This window comes from Rhodanobacter ginsengiterrae (genome assembly GCF_050026815.1).
GTDB lineage: Bacteria > Pseudomonadota > Gammaproteobacteria > Xanthomonadales > Rhodanobacteraceae > Rhodanobacter > Rhodanobacter ginsengiterrae.
On sequence record NZ_JALBWO010000035.1, the window covers coordinates 26999 to 43146 of the forward strand.

Consider the following 16148-nt stretch of genomic DNA (forward strand, 5'->3'; position numbering starts at 1 on the left):
CCGGGCTGGAGAGAGACCCGGACAGTCCGGCGAAGTCCGTTTCCTGATTGCCGTTTGCTGCTTGATGCCGGCTTGGGGCATCCGCTCACACGAACACCACACAGGGGTAGTGACGTTTCCCGTCGGAGCATGACGGTGATGGGCCACATGGAGTCGATCTTCCCGATGGCCCCATCACCTCAGGCACGCTGCTATTCCGTTGGCATGGCGATGAACTCGCGCACTTCGACCGGTGCGCGGCAGACGACGATGGCCTTGCGTCCCCACGCCATGGCTTCATCCATGGTGGCCGCGTCGGGTATCCAGAAGCCGCCGATGTGTTTCCTGGTCTCGAGATGGGCTCCATCGGTGATGAAGGCCTCTGCTCCGGGCCGCTTGCGCAGTGATTTCGCGCGGGACACCGATTGCAGGCCTCCGGCGCAGAACCAGGCCCCGGCAGCTGCCATCTCTCATCGAGCGCCTGGACGTCGCGGACCATCGCGTCGTCTTCAAGCGACGTGTCGCAGTTGTCGGGATGGCGGATCGCCACCCGATACTGCGACATGTCTTCTCTCCCTGATTTGCAGGCCGGCTGCTCGCTGGCCTTCACTGCAACGAGGAAACAGCGCGGAGCGATTTCGACCGCAGCGCGTGGTTGACCGGTCTCAGTGCGAGCCCGTGCTGGCGGCGGCCGCGGGCGTCGACGACTGCGCGGCGGCGCGCCTGGGCGTATCGAGCGGGCACCATGTCTTCAGGCGCTTGCCCGCACGAAACAGTTCGATGCATTCGCGCATCTCGGCCTGGAAGGCCAGCTCGGGCGTGTTTACCGGGCAGCCGTAGGACAGCGGCTTGTCGGCCTTGTACTCCGCGATGCAGGTCGCCAGCGGCAGCGACGGCGCCGGATGCGGATCGTCGGCCAGCGGAGGCGGCGGCAGGTTGAGACGCTCGTCGCGGTCCTTCGGCGAAGGCGGCAGGGGCGGCGCGCCGCACAGCAAGTTGGAAGCCGTGCTGGGTTTCTTCGGATCGCACACGCTCTTGGCGATCTCCTTCAGCGCATCGCCGACATGGCGACCCACGGCACCGCCAGCGGTCTCGTTCGGTGGCGGGAAATATTTTTCGAAGCGGGTCGCCTTGTAGTGCATCCGGTTGCTGTCGTGCTGCATGATCCGGCGATCGTCCGCGGGCCTGGCCTCAGCGCTGGCCGTTGCCATGCCGCCCGTCGTGCCGGGAGGTAGCCGCACCGAGCCATCTTTGGCGAACAGGCTGATGGCGGACGGCGCCGGTGTCGCCTGATGATCCTGCACCACCATCGCGTCACGGCGGGGCTTTTCATGTATCACTGGGCGAACACGAGGGGGCCGCACCCGCTGCGGAGATGTCGGCGGCGGCAGTGCGGGTGGCTGCACGGCGCGCGGCGTGTCGGAATGATCGATCAGGCGCACGGTCAGCGCCTGATCGGTATCGATGTGCGCCACCGCCAGCTGCGCCGGCTTGGGCTGCATCTCGTACCACAGCATCAGCGCGAACAGCGCGTGCAGTACCAACACCAAGGCCAGCGCGAGCGCCAGCGCCGGGCGGGTCAGCCGCGGTTGTTGCCAGCGTCGGTAACCCAGGATTGCGCGTGTTTCATCGTCCAGTAGTACCAGGCCGCGCGCACGGTCCGCCTGCCGCTGATGTTGGACCTGCCCGGAACGTTCGATGGCACTGCCTCATTCATACCCGTTGTCTCTGCGAAACCTGCGCATGTCGTCCGCGCGTGTTGCGACCAATCCGGGTAGACAGGTTGTTGCGCTCAGGGTTCCCGAAACCGGAACACACACCGCCGCCTCCGGCCGCCACGACGATGATTCCGATCAAGGCGGTGTCGACCGCAGCAGCGCCAGGCCGCAGCCGATCAATGGCAGCACTTCACCTTGCCTGCAGGGCATGCAGGTGTCGCGAGCGCGAACCGGTAGCTCGCGCTCTGACGCAGCAATCCCCTGCAGCTGGCCATGGCTTCGCGGATTGACCTATGCTCGGGTGCTTGCGTTGCCGCGGGTGCACGCCGCATGGCACCGACCCACCTTGCATCCATGGATCCGCCCCGCTTATGCATGTGCTGTTCGAGGAAATCGACTATTGCCCGACGCCGATCGGAGCGGTAAGCCTCCGTCGCCGCTTCGAGCTGACCATGAAGCGCGAGGTCTACGAGATCAAGCTGGACGACGAGTTTCTGATGTCCAGCCTGTTCACCGCCTCGGAGGAGGCTTTGGCGCGGCTGGGACTGGCCGCTGTCGAAGGCGAGCAACTTGACGTGGTGGTCGGTGGGCTGGGCCTGGGCTACACCGCGCGCGCCGTGCTGGAACACGCCAAGGTGGCCACGCTGGCCGTGGTAGAGATGCTGTCGCCGGTGATCCAGTGGCACCGCAAGAGCATGCTGCCGCTGGGTCCGCAGCTGATGGGCGATCGTCGCTGCCGTTTGGTGCAGGGTGACTTCTTCGCGCTCGCCGCCTCGCCGCAAGGCTTTGATCCGGAGTCATCCGGGCGCCGCTTCGACGCCATCCTGCTCGACATCGACCACTCGCCCGAAGCGCTGCTCGACGAGCGCAGCACCAGCTTCTACCAGCCCGACGGCCTGCGAGCGCTGGCCGTCCACCTCAAGCCGGGCGGCATCTTCGGGCTGTGGTCCAACGACCGTCCCGACCCCGCCTTCACCGCGCGGCTTGCCGGCGTCTTCGCCGAGGCCTGGGCCGAACCGGTCACCTTCGACAATCCACTGCAGGGCCGACCCTTCACGCAGTCGGTCTACCTGGCCCGGCGCGCTCGATAGCGAGGTACGGCGGAAGACGCTGTCAGCCGCTGACGCCGAACAAGGTACCGACGCCAGCGGTGATCGCCATCGCCAGGGCTCCCCAGAAGGTGATGCGCAGGGCTCCGACGCCGATGTTGGCGCCGCCGACGCGTGCCGCCAGGCCGCCGAGCACGGCCAGAAACACCAGCGAGGTGACGAACACCAGCGGCAGCAGCAGGGTGGCCGGTGTCATCGCCACCACCAGCAGCGGCAAGGCGGAACCCACTGCGAAGCTCAGTGCGGAGGCTCCGGCAGCCTGCAGCGGTCGCGCCTTGAACGTTTCGGTGATGCCGAGCTCGTCGCGCGCGTGGGCATCGAGCGCATCGTGTGCCATCAGCTGACTGGCCACCTGCGTGGCCAGTGCAGGGTCGAGTCCGCGGCCCACGTAGATGGCCGCCAGTTCCTTGTGTTCCGCGTGCACATCGGTCTGCAGCTCGTGCTGTTCGCGTTCCAGTTCGGCGCGTTCGCTGTCGGCCTGTGAATGCACCGACACGTACTCGCCGGCCGCCATCGACATCGAGCCAGCCACCAGCCCGGCGACGCCCGCAATCAGGATGTTCTGCCCGCTGGCGTGCGCGGCCGCCACGCCCAGCACCAGGCTGGCGGTGGAGACGATGCCGTCGTTGGCGCCGAGCACGGCGGCGCGCAACCAGGCCATGCGACCGGTTCGGTGTCTTTCGTAGTGGCGTCGGTGCATGTGGAACTCCCTGGCAGCAGTCAAGGCATCGAGATGGCGCGGGAGGGGGTGTTCAGAGCATCCGTTTCAGCGTGTTGTCGCGCCGACCGAAATGGTGCCAGAAGGCCGCCAGGATATGCAGTCCGATCACATAGTAGAAGATCGTGCCGATGGTGCCGTGGATGTCTTCAAACTGATGCGACAACACGCGGTCCGGCAGGCTGACGAACGATGGCAGCAAGGTCACGCCGAACAGGGTGACCGGCTTGCCGCCGATCTGCAGCGTAATGATGCCGAGGATCGGCTGGATCAGCAGGAACAGGTACAGCGCCACGTGCGTGATATTGCCCAGCAACTCGATCCAGCGTGGCGGCGCCGGTGCTATCGGCGGACGTCCGTTGCGCAGGCGCAGCAGCAGGCGCGGCAGCACCAGCAGCAGTACTGCCAGCCCGGCGGTGTAATGCGCGGCCAGCACATTGGCGCGGATGCTGCTGCCCTTGGCGAACTGCTCGAACAGGTTGATGCAGACGTATGCCAGCAGGACCAGTGCAAAGATCGTCCAATGCATCCAGCGCGAGGAAGCCGCGTAGCGCGACGATGGTTCGAACGATGCCATGAATCATCTCCTGCAGGGGACAACAAAGGATGGGACGGCGGCTGGCGGCCGGCGGGTTGCCAGGACGATACGCAAAACATTGTCCACGCCTTGGCCGACGAAGGGCGGAATGCTTCTCGTCCTGTATCGCTGGGAGAACGTGCCGGAGGAGACCGCCGCCGGCGAAATCGCTTCAGCGGTTCTGGCGCCAGCCACTCAGAGCGGGTGCTGCCGATAGAAAAGCTCAAGCTGCCGGTAGACCTCCGGCAAGTGCTGGCGCAAGGTTGCCGGGCTCTCGAAGAATTGCTCGCTGGCCACCGCAAAGAACTCCGCCGGGCTTTCAAGCGCATACGGATCAAGCGGCAAGTCGGCGCCGTTGCGTTGCTCGTCCCTCAGGTGATCCCACGCACTGGAGAACACCTGCGACCACACGCGTCGATCCATGCGCCGGTGCAATGGCGGAAAGCCGTTGGCGTCGCCGTTGAGCATGTCGAGCTTGTGCGCCATTTCGTGGATGACCACGTTGTGCCCGGGTTTCCTGTCGACATTCAGCACATTGGCCAACGAAAGGATCACCGGCCCACGCCCCCACGCCTCGCCGGCCAGCATGGTGCTGGTCTGGTGCACCACGCCCGCGGCATCCGTTTGCGGGCGACGCGGGATGAATGCATCCGGGTAGACGATGATGCTGCGCCAACCGTCGTACCAATCCATGCCCAGCTTCAGGATGGGTACGCAGGCATGCGCCGCGATCAGGACCCGGTCGGCATCCTCAAGCTGCAGGTCCCTGGTTGGTTCCAGCGACTTGCGCTCCAGGAACGCCGTGGCCAGCATGCGCAGCGTGGCCTGGTCGGAGGCACCCAGCCGACGTGCCGAGGTGCAGCGTTGCAGCGCGCCTAGCCACAGTGATTCGTCGATCGGATGTCGAGCGATGCTGCGACGCAGGCGCCAGTTTCTGATTTTTTCGAACATGGCCACATGCTGGAGTGAGGCGTCAGCTCAAGAGCATCTGGGCCAACCTGCACTTTCTCAAGGAAGGACGCCCGAATCAGGGTGTGCGCCATGCGGCGGCAGCTTGGGCTGGCGAGACTGGCCGCAAGTCGCAAGGCCGTATTTCACCCCGTCGCGCAACTCTGCGCCTGACCTCGTTCGATGTATCGGTGACACGCCGCAAGCGATTTTCGCTAACCTCCGGAGCATGCTCAAACGCCTGAAGCTCTCATGGATCACCGCCCTGGTCGCCCTGGCCATCGTGGTGTGGATGGTGAGGGGCTCCCTGCTGGCCATCGACTGGCACGGTGTCGCCAGGGCGTGGTCATCGCTTCCGTCAGGCCGCATCGCGGCCTCCGCGGCCGGCAGCCTGGTCAGCTTTTGCATGCTGGCGGCACTGGAGGTGATCGCCTCGCGATTGACCGCGCCGCAACGCGTGTCCGCCAGGCTGGCGGCGTTTGCCGGTGCGGTTTCGCAAGCCTTTTCAAATACGCTGGGGTTTCCGGCGGTCACCGGCGGCATGGTTCGCCATCGCATCTATGCCACTGCCGGCCTGGGCAAAGGCGACCTTGCAAGGATTGTCGCGCTGGCCGGCTTTGGCGTGGCGATGGGCTTTGCGGTGGTGACCATGCTGGCGCTGCTGTCGCAACCGACGGCTGAGCATGGCTGGGGGCGACCTTTCGGGGTCGGCAGCCTGCTTTTGCTGCTCGCATTCCTGGTCTGGTTGAGGAGGGCGCCGCGATCACTGCGCATCGTGCGCTGGACGCTGGACCTTCCCGATGCCACTTCGGCCGCCTCACAAATGGTCATCGGTGGCATCGAGATGACCGCTGCCATCGGCGCGCTGTACGTGCTGCTGCCGGTGGGCAGCGCGCCGCCCTTCATCGAATTTCTGCCGATCTATGTGGGTGCCGTGATCGCCGGGTTGATAAGCCATGTGCCGGGCGGACTGGGCGTTTTTGAAGTCATCGTGCTGGCGGCTTTTCCGCCCCATGCGCGCGCCGGCGTTCTTGCGGCCATGCTGTGCTATCGCCTGACCTACAGCCTGGTGCCGTTCACGCTGGCGGCCGCGGCATTCGTCGCTTTCGAGGCGCGGCGACTGCGCAGGGTGACGGCTTGAGTCAATTGGATTTCGGGTAGTGCCTGATCAATCGCTGTTGATGCAGGTGATGGCGGGCCAGTGCGAGCATGCCGACGGGGCGGTGGCCTTGCGCGCGGTTGGCCGCCGCAATCGAAAACAGCAGGCGCTGCTTGGCGAAGACAATCCGGTAGACCTCGGCAATGGAGTACTTCGGATCCCAGGCGTGCACGGCCTCGGAGCCGGCACCGTTGACTTCCATGATGGTGAATCGTCCGCCGCGCAGATCCTGCAGCGTGCGGTAGCGAACATCGAAGCGGCCGACGTGAAATCGCGGCATGTCTTGCGCAATGGCCTCGATGGCTGCAGTCAATGCGGGCGTGGCGCAGTCCGAGCGATCTTCGTAGCGGCCACCCACGCGGGTGGATGCAATCAGCGAAAGCCGCACGATTTCGGCCATGGCGGGCACGCGATCGCCGCGATAGTCGCACTCGTGTGCCGGGTTGCCGGTGGTGCGCCGCAGCCGCGGGTCCGCGCCGACCAATTGCGCCACCGTGCTCACACCATCGCCGATGACTTGCGGATAGTGGCGCAGCAGGATGGCCAGCAGGCGCCCGCAAGGCTGTTGCGGATGACGCACATAGAAAATGCCGGCCTCGCCTGGCTCGTCCAGATAGGCCTGCAGCATCAACGAGGCAGCGGGCGGAAAAGCCCCGAGATAGGCCTGCAGCGCCCGGGCATCGTCGATGCGGCGCACGCCGTAGCCGCACCAGCCCAGGTCCGGCTTGGCCACGACGGGAAAATCCAGGCCCTCGCGACGCAGCGCGGCCAAGGCGGCCGGCAATGACGAGTGACCGTGCGGATGCAGCGTGACGAACGGTGCCACGCGGGCGCGCGCCAACGGGCCCATGCACGCGAAGTACTCGGACTTGGTGTCGCCGACCAGGCCGCCCGCCGTGATGTGCGGATTGGCGCTGGAGGGCAGGGTGAGGCTGCCGTGCCGCAGGCCCAGCCACGCCCATTGCAGCAGCATCGGCACGAGGTTCAGCCACTTCGGCAGGCGCTCGAAAGCGCCGACTCTTGCCGCTGGCGCTGCTGCCGGATCGGCCGTGGCACCCGTCATCCGGGAGTCAGTCATCGCGAATCACTTCGTAATGGATCGGCTTGCAGGAGAAGTTGTTGGACTGGCCGGCGGAGCACGCGGTCAGTCCGATCACCAGATCCGTCTGCGCCTCGAAGATGATGGAATCCCCCGCCCGGCTGAGTGGTGGCTGCACGCTGATGACACCACTGTGGCCATCCACCTGCACATTCATGAAGACGTTGAAGGCGGTGGGGATGTCGTCGGCAGCAATGCCGAACGGCTGCAGCGCGTCGGCGAGGTTGCCGAAGCAGCCACGATGCGGATGCTCGTCACGGTAGATGACGCGGAACATCTCGGCCGAACATGGCGACAGCAGGAAATCGTGTCGCCCGACGGTGTCTGCGACGATATCCAGCAGCACGTTGCTGCGGTTGGAGTAAAGCCGATCGCCCACCCCGAGGAACAGCTTGCTGGCGTAGTCGATGCTGCGCCCGGAGGACAGGGCATCCCGCGTGTCCGCACGATTGAACGCGACCAGATCCGCCACCTGTTCTCCCTGCGGATCAATGACTTTCAGGCGCTCGCCGCGCCTGAGTTCGAAGGCGACACCGCTGCGCGGCGCGATCACCTGGATCATTCGGGAAGCTCCTCTGCGGTCCGTACAAACGGGCATGCCCAGTCATCCTCCACTTGTCGGCCGCTGTACTGGCGCGCCTCGGAGTGCTGCCCATGCACCGCCAGCATGGGATTGCTCGAGCCGGCCAGCATCACGTCACGCGCGATGATGGCCGCGCGCAGTTTTCCGTAGCGACCATCGGCGCGCAGATGCTCGAACTGACTGTGCAGGTTGAACACCATGACCGGACACTGAAAACGACGCGCCGGCCGGCTCGCGCGCGGATGCATGCCGACGACAAAGAAGCCGCGGCCGCCGATGCTCATGCTGAAGCGCGGTGATTGCGGATCGTCGCTCACGCTGCCGTCCCAGCCATGTTGTTCGCGGTCAATCAGGTGAATCGCGCGCAAACGCTCCCACAACGCGGCCTCGAACTCGATCTCGGACAGCGCGGGGGAGCGCGGGAAAAGGATCGCCTTGCTGACGAACATGTCATCGGCGTCGGTGCTCGCGGCGAACGCCTGCAATTCGCCGGCAAGGCATCGGTCCTGGCGGGCACTGCGGATGTCACCGGCGCAAACGCACTCCAGCGCCTGCCGCTTCAAGGCGGCCTTCGCGCCCAGGCAGGGAAACGACCTGCGCTCCACGAGGGCCTCGAAGGCGCGCACAAGTCCGGCGTTGCCCGACGGCATGGCGGCACGGCGCGGAACGACGTTTCGATCAGGGATCATCGCCGTGTTTCCAGCGTGCTGGCTGTGCGGGTGACAGGAAATGTCCACCAGGTCTTCGCGGCGTGGCCGCCTGGCCATGCCGCCAGACACACGCTGCTACGGTGCGCGCACGAGTTCATCATGACGTGGTGACCGCGCACTGCACCGGTTCCGCGGCACCCGCGTAGTCGCTGCCGGCTTGCATGCTCTTCGCTTCGTCCGGCGATCGTCCACGCCTGCCGACAGGCGATTCGAGCGCCCGGTTGCCCAGGTAGCGCGCCCGCTTCGCCGGCTTGAGCATGGCCAGGTCCAGCCAGACCAGTCCGTCAACACAACCGGAAAATGCCGGGTCATTGCCGAAGGCGAGGAACTGCACGCCACCGGGTTCGACCAGGTCGACGTATTGCCGATACAGCATGGGCAGGCTGACACCGAGCGCGTCCAGATGCTGTTTCAACTTGCCCAGGCCTGCTGACGAATCCAGTCCCGCGCAGGCCTGCTGCACACGTCGGACGACTTGCGGCGAGATGACAAACGGCCGCCTTGCGCTGGCCAGGCCTGGCGTGCCGAAATACTCCAGATGTGCGGTGGCAATCCACTCACGCGCTTCTCGTGGCAGCGTGATCGGCATGCTCACCGGACCGAACAGGTATCGAAGCTGCGGATTCCGTTGCAGGTACAGGCCAATGCCCTGCCACAGCTGGTTGAGCGCGCGCGAGTTCCAGTAGGCGGGGGCGACGAAGCTGCGTCCGAGTTCCAGCCCGTGCGCGAGCTGCGGTTGCAAGTCGGTGGAGAATTCGAACAGGGTCGAGGTGTACAGCCCGGCGATGCCGCGCTGGTCGATCAGTCGACCGGCATGGCCAAGGCGGTACGAACCGGCGATGCGTTGTGCCGCGGCATCCCACAGCAGCAGATGCTCGTAGCGCGAATCGTAGGTGTCCAGGTCGCGGCAGGCACCGGTGCCTTCGCCAACAAGGCGGAAGGTCATTTCGCGCAGACGACCGATCTCGCGCATGAGCGGACTGTCGATGCTGCCGGTGTACAGGTAGAGCTGCTTGCCATCGATCAGTTCGGCCAGTTTCTCGGCCTTGGCGAGCTCTGCCGCCATTTCGTCCAGGCCTTCGGCGCATGCCAACGGCACCTCGCCGAACGCCGCACGCTGATCGCCTCGCCCGATCCGGTATACATGCTGGCGCACCAGATCGGCGGCGCGGCGGGAGGATCCCCCGCTGCGGTATTCCAGTTCGTCGGCGCCGATCAACCCACCTGTGCAAAGGCCGATCTGGCGACGGCCCCGGGCGGTGCCCTCCCGTGGCAACAGCGCCGTGCTCAGCGGCCTGGACAGCATCGATACGGCGTAGAACATCGCCGAGTTGCGCGCATCGATGTGCACCGGCAACACGGCTGCGCGGCTGCGAAATGCCAGTCTGGCGAAGCCGTCGGACCAGCGGCCGTCACGCACGGCGCCTGCGTTCCAGCGCGAAACCTCGCCAGCGGGGAAAATGATCAACGCTTCGTTGTTTGCCAGGGCGCGGTAGATGGCGCGCGCGCGTGATCCGGCGCCCTGGCCGAAGACATCCACGGGCAGCAAAAGGTCGCCGAGCGCCGGAACAGTCGCCAGCCAGTCATTGCCGAGCACCCGCACATCTCGACGCACGGTGCCCAGCCACTGCAACAGGCTCAACGCGTCCTGCATGCCCAGCGGGTGATTTGCGACCACCAGCAATGGCCCTTGTGCCGGGACGTGGGCGAGCTGCGCCGGGTCGTTCTGGCAGCGGGTGCCCAACAGCTCGAGCATGCGGTCGACGAACGCAAACCCCCGCGCATCGCCTGCCTGCCGCAGCAGGTCATTGAAGCGGTCTTCGTTGGACACGCCTTTCAGGGGCGAGGTCAGCGCACCGGAGATCACTGGATAGCGGGTCAACCACGGCGCGCGTGCAAGCAGGCTGCTTTCAATGCTGAGCATCGCTCGCTCCTGCCGTTGGCCGAAACCTTGTTCGCGAATCATCGGTCCACGTCGTATCCATCGCCGGCCCGGCGGTGGTCGTGCGGTGCATGGCTTGCGTCACGATCAATGCTGGAACCCTGGCGTTTGTGAACCGGCGTGGTTCGACTTCGCAGCCATGGTCATCACTGCCGCACGAAGGGTATGTGAAGCCCCACCGCCCTGGAGCGCCGGGAGGGCGGAAGCGGGAAGCGCTGGCGCCTGGCTGCGGCGCATCCCGCAGCTTCCCGGCACGCTTGAGCGCTCCACGGCCACATGGGACGATCATGCCGATGAACAACAGCCGCTCCGCCTCCGCCCAGCATCTGCGTGACCTCGCGCGGCTGCGCCGCGTGCGCGACCGGATCGATCGGGAGTACGCGCAGCCGCTCAACGTCGAGGCGCTCGCCGACGGCGTGCACATGTCGGCGGGGCATCTCAGCCGGCAATTCAGGCTCGCCTTCGGCGAGTCGCCGTACAGCTACCTGATGACGCGACGCATCGAGCGCGCGATGGCGATGCTGCGGCGTGGCGAGCTCAGCGTCACCGAGATCTGCTTCGCGGTCGGCTGCGCATCGCTGGGCAGCTTCAGCACGCGTTTCAACGAACTGGCCGGGGTGCCGCCCAGTGTCTATCGGCGTGAAGCGGCGCGCACGACGGCAGGCATGCCGTCCTGCGTGGCGCGACAGGTGACGCGACCGGTCAGGACGCAACCGATCAGGAATGGAGAAGCGCCGGCGCCGGCACCGGACCTAGCATGACGACTCCTTCCACACCGAGCAGGACGTTCATGGACATCAGCATTCACGCAAGCTTTCTTCCACAACTGGACCCGGACGCCTCGCTGGCGTTCTATCGCGACACCCTCGGCTTCGAGGTGCGCAACGACGTCGGCTACAACGGCATGCGCTGGATCACGGTCGGGCCGCCCGACCAGCCCGGCACGTCCATCGTGCTGTTTCCGCCCGCTGCCAGCCCGGGAGTCACTGATGAGGAGCGCAACACCATCGCCGGGATGATGGCCAAGGGCACCTACGCCATCCTGCTGCTGGCCACCCGGGATCTCGACGCCGCCTTCGAGCGGATCCAGGCCAGCGGGGCCGAGATCGTCGAGGAACCGACCCGGCAGCCGTACGGCGTGCGCGACTGCGCGGTGCGTGATCCCGCCGGCAACCTGCTGCGCGTGCAGGAGCGGGGCTGAGGCAACTTCGGGGCACCATCGAGACGGTCAGGGAGCCATTCGTGTGGTGACAGTTTTTGAGTGCCCGATGGCGTGACCAGGCTTCCCTGAAGCCTGGTCACGCTTGCTGGCGGTTCACGCCGCAAATTCGAATCGTGCGGGCGGGACCGGTTGCCGCCAGCGCGGTGGCGCCCCCTTGATCCGACCGGGATATGCGATAGTTGTTGCATCGGCCTCTCAGACAGATGGCTGACGGGTACGCCACTGGAAGGCAGATGCAATGGAGGCCGGATCGCAGAGGGCAGTCGGATCGCGCATGAATCGTGTCGGGGGGTGGCATTCGCTTGTCATGGTGTTGTGCGGTCTGCTGGCCCTTTCGCCGGCACACGCGCTCGACCCCGATCGCGCGATCGGGCAACTGACCCACGTCTGGTACGAGAACCAGCTGCCGCAGGGCACGGTGCTGTCCATTGCGCAGAGCAGGGACGGCTCGATCTGGCTGGCGACCTACGGCGGACTGGTTCACCACAGCGGTGCGGAATTCGACAATATCGGCCCGCGCGTGGCGCCGGCGCTGAAGAGCACCGCGATCACCGCGGTGTGTGTCGATCGGGATGGCACGCTGTGGGTCGGCACGCTGAACGACGGGCTCTATCGCCTCCGGGCGCGTGAACTGGAGCCCGTGACACTGCCGGCGAACATCAAGAGTGTGCTGGGCATCGTGCAGAGCAAGAGCGGCGCGCTGTGGCTGACCACCGATGTCGGTGTCGTGCGGATGGATAGACAAGGCGCCCGCCTGCTTGGCGAGGACAGCGGGTTTCCGCCGCGCGGGTTCTATCGTGCGATCGTGGCCGATGCGGTGGACGGGGTGTGGATCGCTGTCGATGGTGTCGGCGTGGTGCGCTGGCACGAGGGTCACGCCCAGACGTTCGACACCCGCAGCGGGTTGCCGACCAACGCGGTCTACAGCCTCGCGATCGATCATGCCGGCACGGTGTGGGCGGGCACCCAGGCCGGTCCCGTGCGTTATCGCGATGGGCGCTTCGAACGCGATCCGCGGGTCGCCGCGCTGGACGCGAAGCGCATCTATTCGCTGTACGGCGACCGCGACGGCAGCATGTGGTTTGCGCCGCTGGGCATGGGGCTGTGCCGACTGACCGCCACGCGCTTCGATTGCGACAACACGCTGGGCGGCCTGGTCGGCGAGACCGTCCGATCGATGTTCGAGGATCGCGAAGGCAACCTCTGGATGGGCACCACCTCCAGCGGCATCCATCGCTTCAGCGATTCGAAGCTGGTCACCGTTACCGGAAAATTGGATTCCAATGCGGTGCGCGCGGTATACCAGGATCGGGCGGGTACGCTTTGGGTCGGCACTGACGGCGCGGGTCTGGCACGTTACGAGAATCTGGTGCTGGTGCCGGCGAAGACGATCAACGCGAAGCTGCCGAGCCTGTTGCTGCGCGCGATCGTGTCCGATGCCGCCGGCAATCTGTGGGTGGGATCGACCGAAGGAGTCAGCCGGATTGCGCCCGACGGCACGGTGCGCAACTTCGGCATCGGTGACGGCTTGCCCGGCACGATCGTATTCGCGTTCGCCCCCAGCCGCGATGGCGGCATGTGGGTGGCGACGTTGCAGGGCGTGGCCAAGATCCATGGCGACAAGGTAAGCCCGCTGCAGGGCACGCACGGCGACGACGCGCGCGCGTTGCATGAGGATCCGGACGGACGCCTGTGGATCGGCGAGCGCAACGGCTTGCGTTGCCAGCACGATGGCGTGGTCGACCGCTGCGGTACCGATGGCCTGCCGGGTATCAGCGTGTTCGCGTTTCATCCGGAATCGCATGGCGACCTGTGGCTTGGCACCAGCCAGGGCCTGATGCGCATCCGCGGCCAGAAGACACAGGGCTTCACCGAGCGGGCGGGGTTCTACGGCGACGCGGTGTTCGCCATGCTCGACGACGCCGCCGGTCATTTCTGGGTGAGTTCGAACCGTGGCATCGCACGGATCGCCTGGACAGACATCGATGCGCTCGATCGCGGCGCGGCGAAACAGATCGAACCCCGCTGGTACGGCAAGAACGACGGCATGCTGTCGCAGCAGGCCAACGGTGCCTCGCAGACGCCGGCGTGGCGCACGCGCGACGGGCGGATGTGGTTTGGCACGGCCAATGGCGTGGTCATCGTCGATCCGAAGCACGAGCGGATCAACCAGATGCGTCCGCCGGTGGCCATCGAGCGCGTGCTGGTGGATGGCAAGGAGGTTGCCCCGGACCACATCGGCCGGATCGGCCCCGACGTCGAACGCATCGAGCTGCACTATGCCGCGATGAGCTACGTGGCGCCGGCTGCGGTGAAGTACCGCTATCGCATCGAAGGCTTCGACCGTGGCTGGATCGATGCCGGCAACAGCCGCGTTGCCTATTACACGAATCTTCCGCCGGGGGACTACGTATTCCGCGCGATTGCCAGCAACAACGACGGCGCGTGGAACAACGAGGGCGCCAGCGTGGCCTTCACGATCGTGCCGCGCTGGTACGCCACCTGGTGGTTCCGCACCCTCGTCACGCTGGTTGTCATTGGCCTGCTTGCCGCGGTTTACCGCTTGCGTGTATGGCGTTTGCACGAGCGCCAGCGCGAACTGACCCGCGAAGTGGCGCAGCGCACCGAGGCGCTGCGCAACGCGAATGCCGAATTGCAGCGACTCGCCGCACTCGACGGCCTCACCCACATTGCCAATCGCGGTGCTTTCAACCAGCGGCTGGGCGAGGCCCTGGAAGAGCATGCCGCCAGCGGTGCGTCGTTGGCGGTGCTGATGTGCGACGTCGATGCGTTCAAGGCCTACAACGATACGTACGGCCATCTCGCCGGCGATGTCGCGCTGACCGCTGTTGCCGGGGCGCTGACCAATGTGCTGCGCTCGAATTCGGCGGATCTCGCCGCACGCTATGGCGGCGAAGAGTTTGCCGTGCTGCTGGTCGACTGCGATGCCAGCGAAGCCGCGGCGGTCGCGCAACGCATGCTCAATGCCGTGCGCGCGCTGGCGATCGAACATCGCAGCTCCGACACCGCACCGTACGTGACGATCAGCATCGGCTTCGTTGTCGTGGTGCCCACCGGCGTGGAATCGCCGGAGCAATGGCTGTGCTGCGCGGATGAAGCGCTGTATCGCGCCAAGGCGCAGGGGCGCAACCGGACGGCAGGCGCTCCCGTGATCGAGCCATGATCGCGGCATTCCACACGGGTATGGCCGTCATTCGCCTGCGGGTAGCGACGCGCGGATGAAACCGTCGATTCGCTGAGGCTGCTTTGCGCGTCCCGCTGTCCGGGGCGGGAATCAGAGGGGAGGGCGTGCAATCGGGTTCGATACCCGACGAATGATTGGCCTCCCATTCTGGCGATGGCCGGTGGATGCAAACGCGCGGATCAAGAGTAGTCTGGGCAGGGTTCCGTGGCCGCGGGGTTTGCCCACGGTGAGCGAGCGCCTGGGTTGTCATCCTGGCGGAAACCCGTAGCCACCCCGCAAGCCCGGAATGCCTGACCTCGTCGTCTGCCTGGAGGATTGAAATGAACCTGCGTCACTGGTTGTCGGTATTTGCCTGCGTGTGGATGTCGGGTGTGGCGTGTCCGGCACTGGCAGCCCAGGCGCCGCTGCGAATCATGACGTTCAATGTGCGGGTGCCGGTGGATACCGGCCTGAATGCCTGGGAAAATCGGCGTGATCTGATGGTGCAGGTGATCAAGGCCCAGCACCCAGACCTGCTTGGCACCCAGGAGCTGACCCAGGAGCAGGGCGAGTACATCGCCGCGCACCTTCCCGGTTACGCGTGGTTCGGACAAGGGCGCGAAGGCGGTACCAGGGGCGAACACATGGGCGTGTTCTATCGCACGGACCGCCTGACGGTGCTGCGCTCGGGCGACTTCTGGCTGTCCGACACGCCCGACGTACCCGGCAGCCGGACCTGGGGCCAGCCGCTTCCACGCATGGTGACCTGGGCACACTTCCGCCTGCGCGATGGCGGCGGCGACTTCGACTACTTCAACACGCATTTCCCGTACCGCGAAGAGGATGTCCGCGCACGCATGCTCAGTGCGGACGAAATCCTGCAGCGGATCGGGCAGCTGCCGTCCGCGGCGCGGGTGATCCTGGCCGGCGACTTCAATTGCGCGCCCGAGTCGCCCGTTCACGCCAAGCTGACCCGCAACTTGCGCGATGCCTGGTTGGCGGCGGTGGCGCACTCGGGTCCGGCGAAGACGTTCCACAACTTCACCGGCAATCCCGACCAGCGCATCGACTGGATACTGAGTCGCGGCTTCAAGGCAATGGCCGTCCAGACGCTCACCACGCACGAGGGCGCGCGCTATCCGTCCGATCACTTCCCGGTGATTGCCGAGCTGGCCTGGCCAGATCGCCGCAAATAGCCGC

General features: G+C 65.9%; 15 protein-coding genes. 6 read left to right on the forward strand and 9 right to left on the reverse strand.

What is annotated here, in order from left to right; all coding sequences use genetic code 11:
• Window positions 1–191: 191 nt before the first annotated feature.
• Window positions 192–446 (reverse strand): YciI family protein, encoded by a 255-nt coding sequence (locus ACQGNJ_RS01490; protein ID WP_426687456.1) that lies wholly within the window; start codon window positions 444–446, stop codon window positions 192–194.
• A 198-nt stretch (window positions 447–644) separates the two neighbouring features.
• On the reverse strand, window positions 645–1526 hold the full coding sequence (locus ACQGNJ_RS01495; protein ID WP_426687457.1) for a hypothetical protein: 882 nt from the start codon (window positions 1524–1526) through the stop codon (window positions 645–647).
• A gap of 542 nt (window positions 1527–2068) precedes the next feature.
• Here ACQGNJ_RS01495 and ACQGNJ_RS01500 point away from each other — a divergent pair.
• Window positions 2069–2788 (forward strand): spermine/spermidine synthase domain-containing protein, encoded by a 720-nt coding sequence (locus ACQGNJ_RS01500; RefSeq protein WP_426687458.1) that lies wholly within the window; start codon window positions 2069–2071, stop codon window positions 2786–2788.
• 22 nt (window positions 2789–2810) lie between these two features.
• Here ACQGNJ_RS01500 and ACQGNJ_RS01505 read toward each other — a convergent pair whose 3' ends face one another.
• The 3 genes from ACQGNJ_RS01505 to ACQGNJ_RS01515 form a co-directional block, all read right to left on the reverse strand.
• Window positions 2811–3506, reverse strand: a complete 696-nt coding sequence (locus ACQGNJ_RS01505; RefSeq protein WP_426687459.1) for a VIT1/CCC1 transporter family protein — start codon at window positions 3504–3506, stop codon at window positions 2811–2813.
• Between the two features lie 52 nt (window positions 3507–3558).
• Window positions 3559–4101, reverse strand: coding sequence for a cytochrome b (locus tag ACQGNJ_RS01510; RefSeq protein ID WP_426687460.1), 543 nt, complete (start codon window positions 4099–4101; stop codon window positions 3559–3561).
• Between the two features lie 195 nt (window positions 4102–4296).
• Window positions 4297–5052, reverse strand: coding sequence for a M90 family metallopeptidase (locus ACQGNJ_RS01515; RefSeq protein ID WP_426687461.1), 756 nt, complete (start codon window positions 5050–5052; stop codon window positions 4297–4299).
• Between ACQGNJ_RS01515 and ACQGNJ_RS01520 the strand changes: the two genes are divergently transcribed.
• Entirely contained in the window at window positions 5012–6190 is a 1179-nt protein-coding gene (locus ACQGNJ_RS01520) for a putative bifunctional lysylphosphatidylglycerol flippase/synthetase (protein WP_426687462.1), read from the forward strand. The genes ACQGNJ_RS01515 and ACQGNJ_RS01520 overlap by 41 nt on opposite strands.
• Before the next feature lies 1 nt (window position 6191).
• On the opposite strand, the gene ACQGNJ_RS01525 is transcribed toward ACQGNJ_RS01520, so the two are convergent.
• From ACQGNJ_RS01525 to olsF, 4 genes are all read right to left on the reverse strand, one after another.
• A complete protein-coding gene (locus ACQGNJ_RS01525; protein ID WP_426687463.1) occupies window positions 6192–7286 on the reverse strand; it encodes a hypothetical protein in 1095 nt (364 codons plus the stop codon).
• Window positions 7279–7869, reverse strand: coding sequence for a DUF1989 domain-containing protein (locus tag ACQGNJ_RS01530; RefSeq protein ID WP_426687464.1), 591 nt, complete (start codon window positions 7867–7869; stop codon window positions 7279–7281). The genes ACQGNJ_RS01525 and ACQGNJ_RS01530 overlap by 8 nt, the downstream gene beginning before the upstream one ends.
• Window positions 7866–8540: a guanitoxin biosynthesis heme-dependent pre-guanitoxin N-hydroxylase GntA gene (gene gntA, locus ACQGNJ_RS01535; protein ID WP_426687465.1), complete on the reverse strand. Its 675-nt coding sequence runs from the start codon at window positions 8538–8540 to the stop codon at window positions 7866–7868. Before gntA ends, ACQGNJ_RS01530 begins: the two co-directional genes overlap by 4 nt.
• Before the next feature lie 157 nt (window positions 8541–8697).
• Window positions 8698–10524, reverse strand: a complete 1827-nt coding sequence (gene olsF, locus ACQGNJ_RS01540; protein ID WP_426687466.1) for a bifunctional ornithine lipid synthase OlsF — start codon at window positions 10522–10524, stop codon at window positions 8698–8700.
• 311 nt (window positions 10525–10835) lie between these two features.
• On the opposite strand from olsF, the gene ACQGNJ_RS01545 reads away from it, so the two are divergent.
• The 4 genes from ACQGNJ_RS01545 to ACQGNJ_RS01560 all read left to right on the forward strand — a co-directional run bounded on the left by ACQGNJ_RS01545 (window position 10836) and on the right by ACQGNJ_RS01560 (window position 16144).
• Entirely contained in the window at window positions 10836–11303 is a 468-nt protein-coding gene (locus ACQGNJ_RS01545) for a helix-turn-helix transcriptional regulator (protein WP_426687467.1), read from the forward strand.
• Between the two features lie 29 nt (window positions 11304–11332).
• Window positions 11333–11743 carry a VOC family protein gene (locus tag ACQGNJ_RS01550; protein WP_426687468.1) on the forward strand — a complete coding sequence of 137 codons (411 nt, stop codon included), beginning with the start codon at window positions 11333–11335 and terminating at the stop codon, window positions 11741–11743.
• A 295-nt stretch (window positions 11744–12038) separates the two neighbouring features.
• A complete protein-coding gene (locus ACQGNJ_RS01555; RefSeq protein ID WP_426687469.1) occupies window positions 12039–14948 on the forward strand; it encodes a ligand-binding sensor domain-containing diguanylate cyclase in 2910 nt (969 codons plus the stop codon).
• A 341-nt stretch (window positions 14949–15289) separates the two neighbouring features.
• On the forward strand, window positions 15290–16144 hold the full coding sequence (locus tag ACQGNJ_RS01560; protein ID WP_426687470.1) for an endonuclease/exonuclease/phosphatase family protein: 855 nt from the start codon (window positions 15290–15292) through the stop codon (window positions 16142–16144).
• The last annotated feature ends 4 nt before the right edge of the window (window positions 16145–16148 follow it).

Bases quoted from the DNA above. Each gene is read 5' to 3' on its own strand.
- ACQGNJ_RS01490 (WP_426687456.1), bottom strand. From the start codon at position 446: ATGGCAGCTGCCGGGGCCTGGTTCTGCGCCGGAGGCCTGCAATCGGTG.
- ACQGNJ_RS01500 (WP_426687458.1), top strand. From the start codon at position 2,069: ATGCATGTGCTGTTCGAGGAAATCGACTATTGCCCGACGCCGATCGGA.
- ACQGNJ_RS01505 (WP_426687459.1), bottom strand. From the start codon at position 3,506: ATGCACCGACGCCACTACGAAAGACACCGAACCGGTCGCATGGCCTGG.
- ACQGNJ_RS01510 (WP_426687460.1), bottom strand. From the start codon at position 4,101: ATGGCATCGTTCGAACCATCGTCGCGCTACGCGGCTTCCTCGCGCTGG.
- ACQGNJ_RS01520 (WP_426687462.1), top strand. From the start codon at position 5,012: ATGCTGCGACGCAGGCGCCAGTTTCTGATTTTTTCGAACATGGCCACA.
- ACQGNJ_RS01515 (WP_426687461.1), bottom strand. From the start codon at position 5,052: ATGTTCGAAAAAATCAGAAACTGGCGCCTGCGTCGCAGCATCGCTCGA.
- ACQGNJ_RS01525 (WP_426687463.1), bottom strand. From the start codon at position 7,286: ATGACTGACTCCCGGATGACGGGTGCCACGGCCGATCCGGCAGCAGCG.
- ACQGNJ_RS01530 (WP_426687464.1), bottom strand. From the start codon at position 7,869: ATGATCCAGGTGATCGCGCCGCGCAGCGGTGTCGCCTTCGAACTCAGG.
- gntA (WP_426687465.1), bottom strand. From the start codon at position 8,540: ATGCCGTCGGGCAACGCCGGACTTGTGCGCGCCTTCGAGGCCCTCGTG.
- olsF (WP_426687466.1), bottom strand. From the start codon at position 10,524: ATGCTCAGCATTGAAAGCAGCCTGCTTGCACGCGCGCCGTGGTTGACC.
- ACQGNJ_RS01545 (WP_426687467.1), top strand. From the start codon at position 10,836: ATGAACAACAGCCGCTCCGCCTCCGCCCAGCATCTGCGTGACCTCGCG.
- ACQGNJ_RS01550 (WP_426687468.1), top strand. From the start codon at position 11,333: ATGGACATCAGCATTCACGCAAGCTTTCTTCCACAACTGGACCCGGAC.
- ACQGNJ_RS01555 (WP_426687469.1), top strand. From the start codon at position 12,039: ATGAATCGTGTCGGGGGGTGGCATTCGCTTGTCATGGTGTTGTGCGGT.
- ACQGNJ_RS01560 (WP_426687470.1), top strand. From the start codon at position 15,290: ATGAACCTGCGTCACTGGTTGTCGGTATTTGCCTGCGTGTGGATGTCG.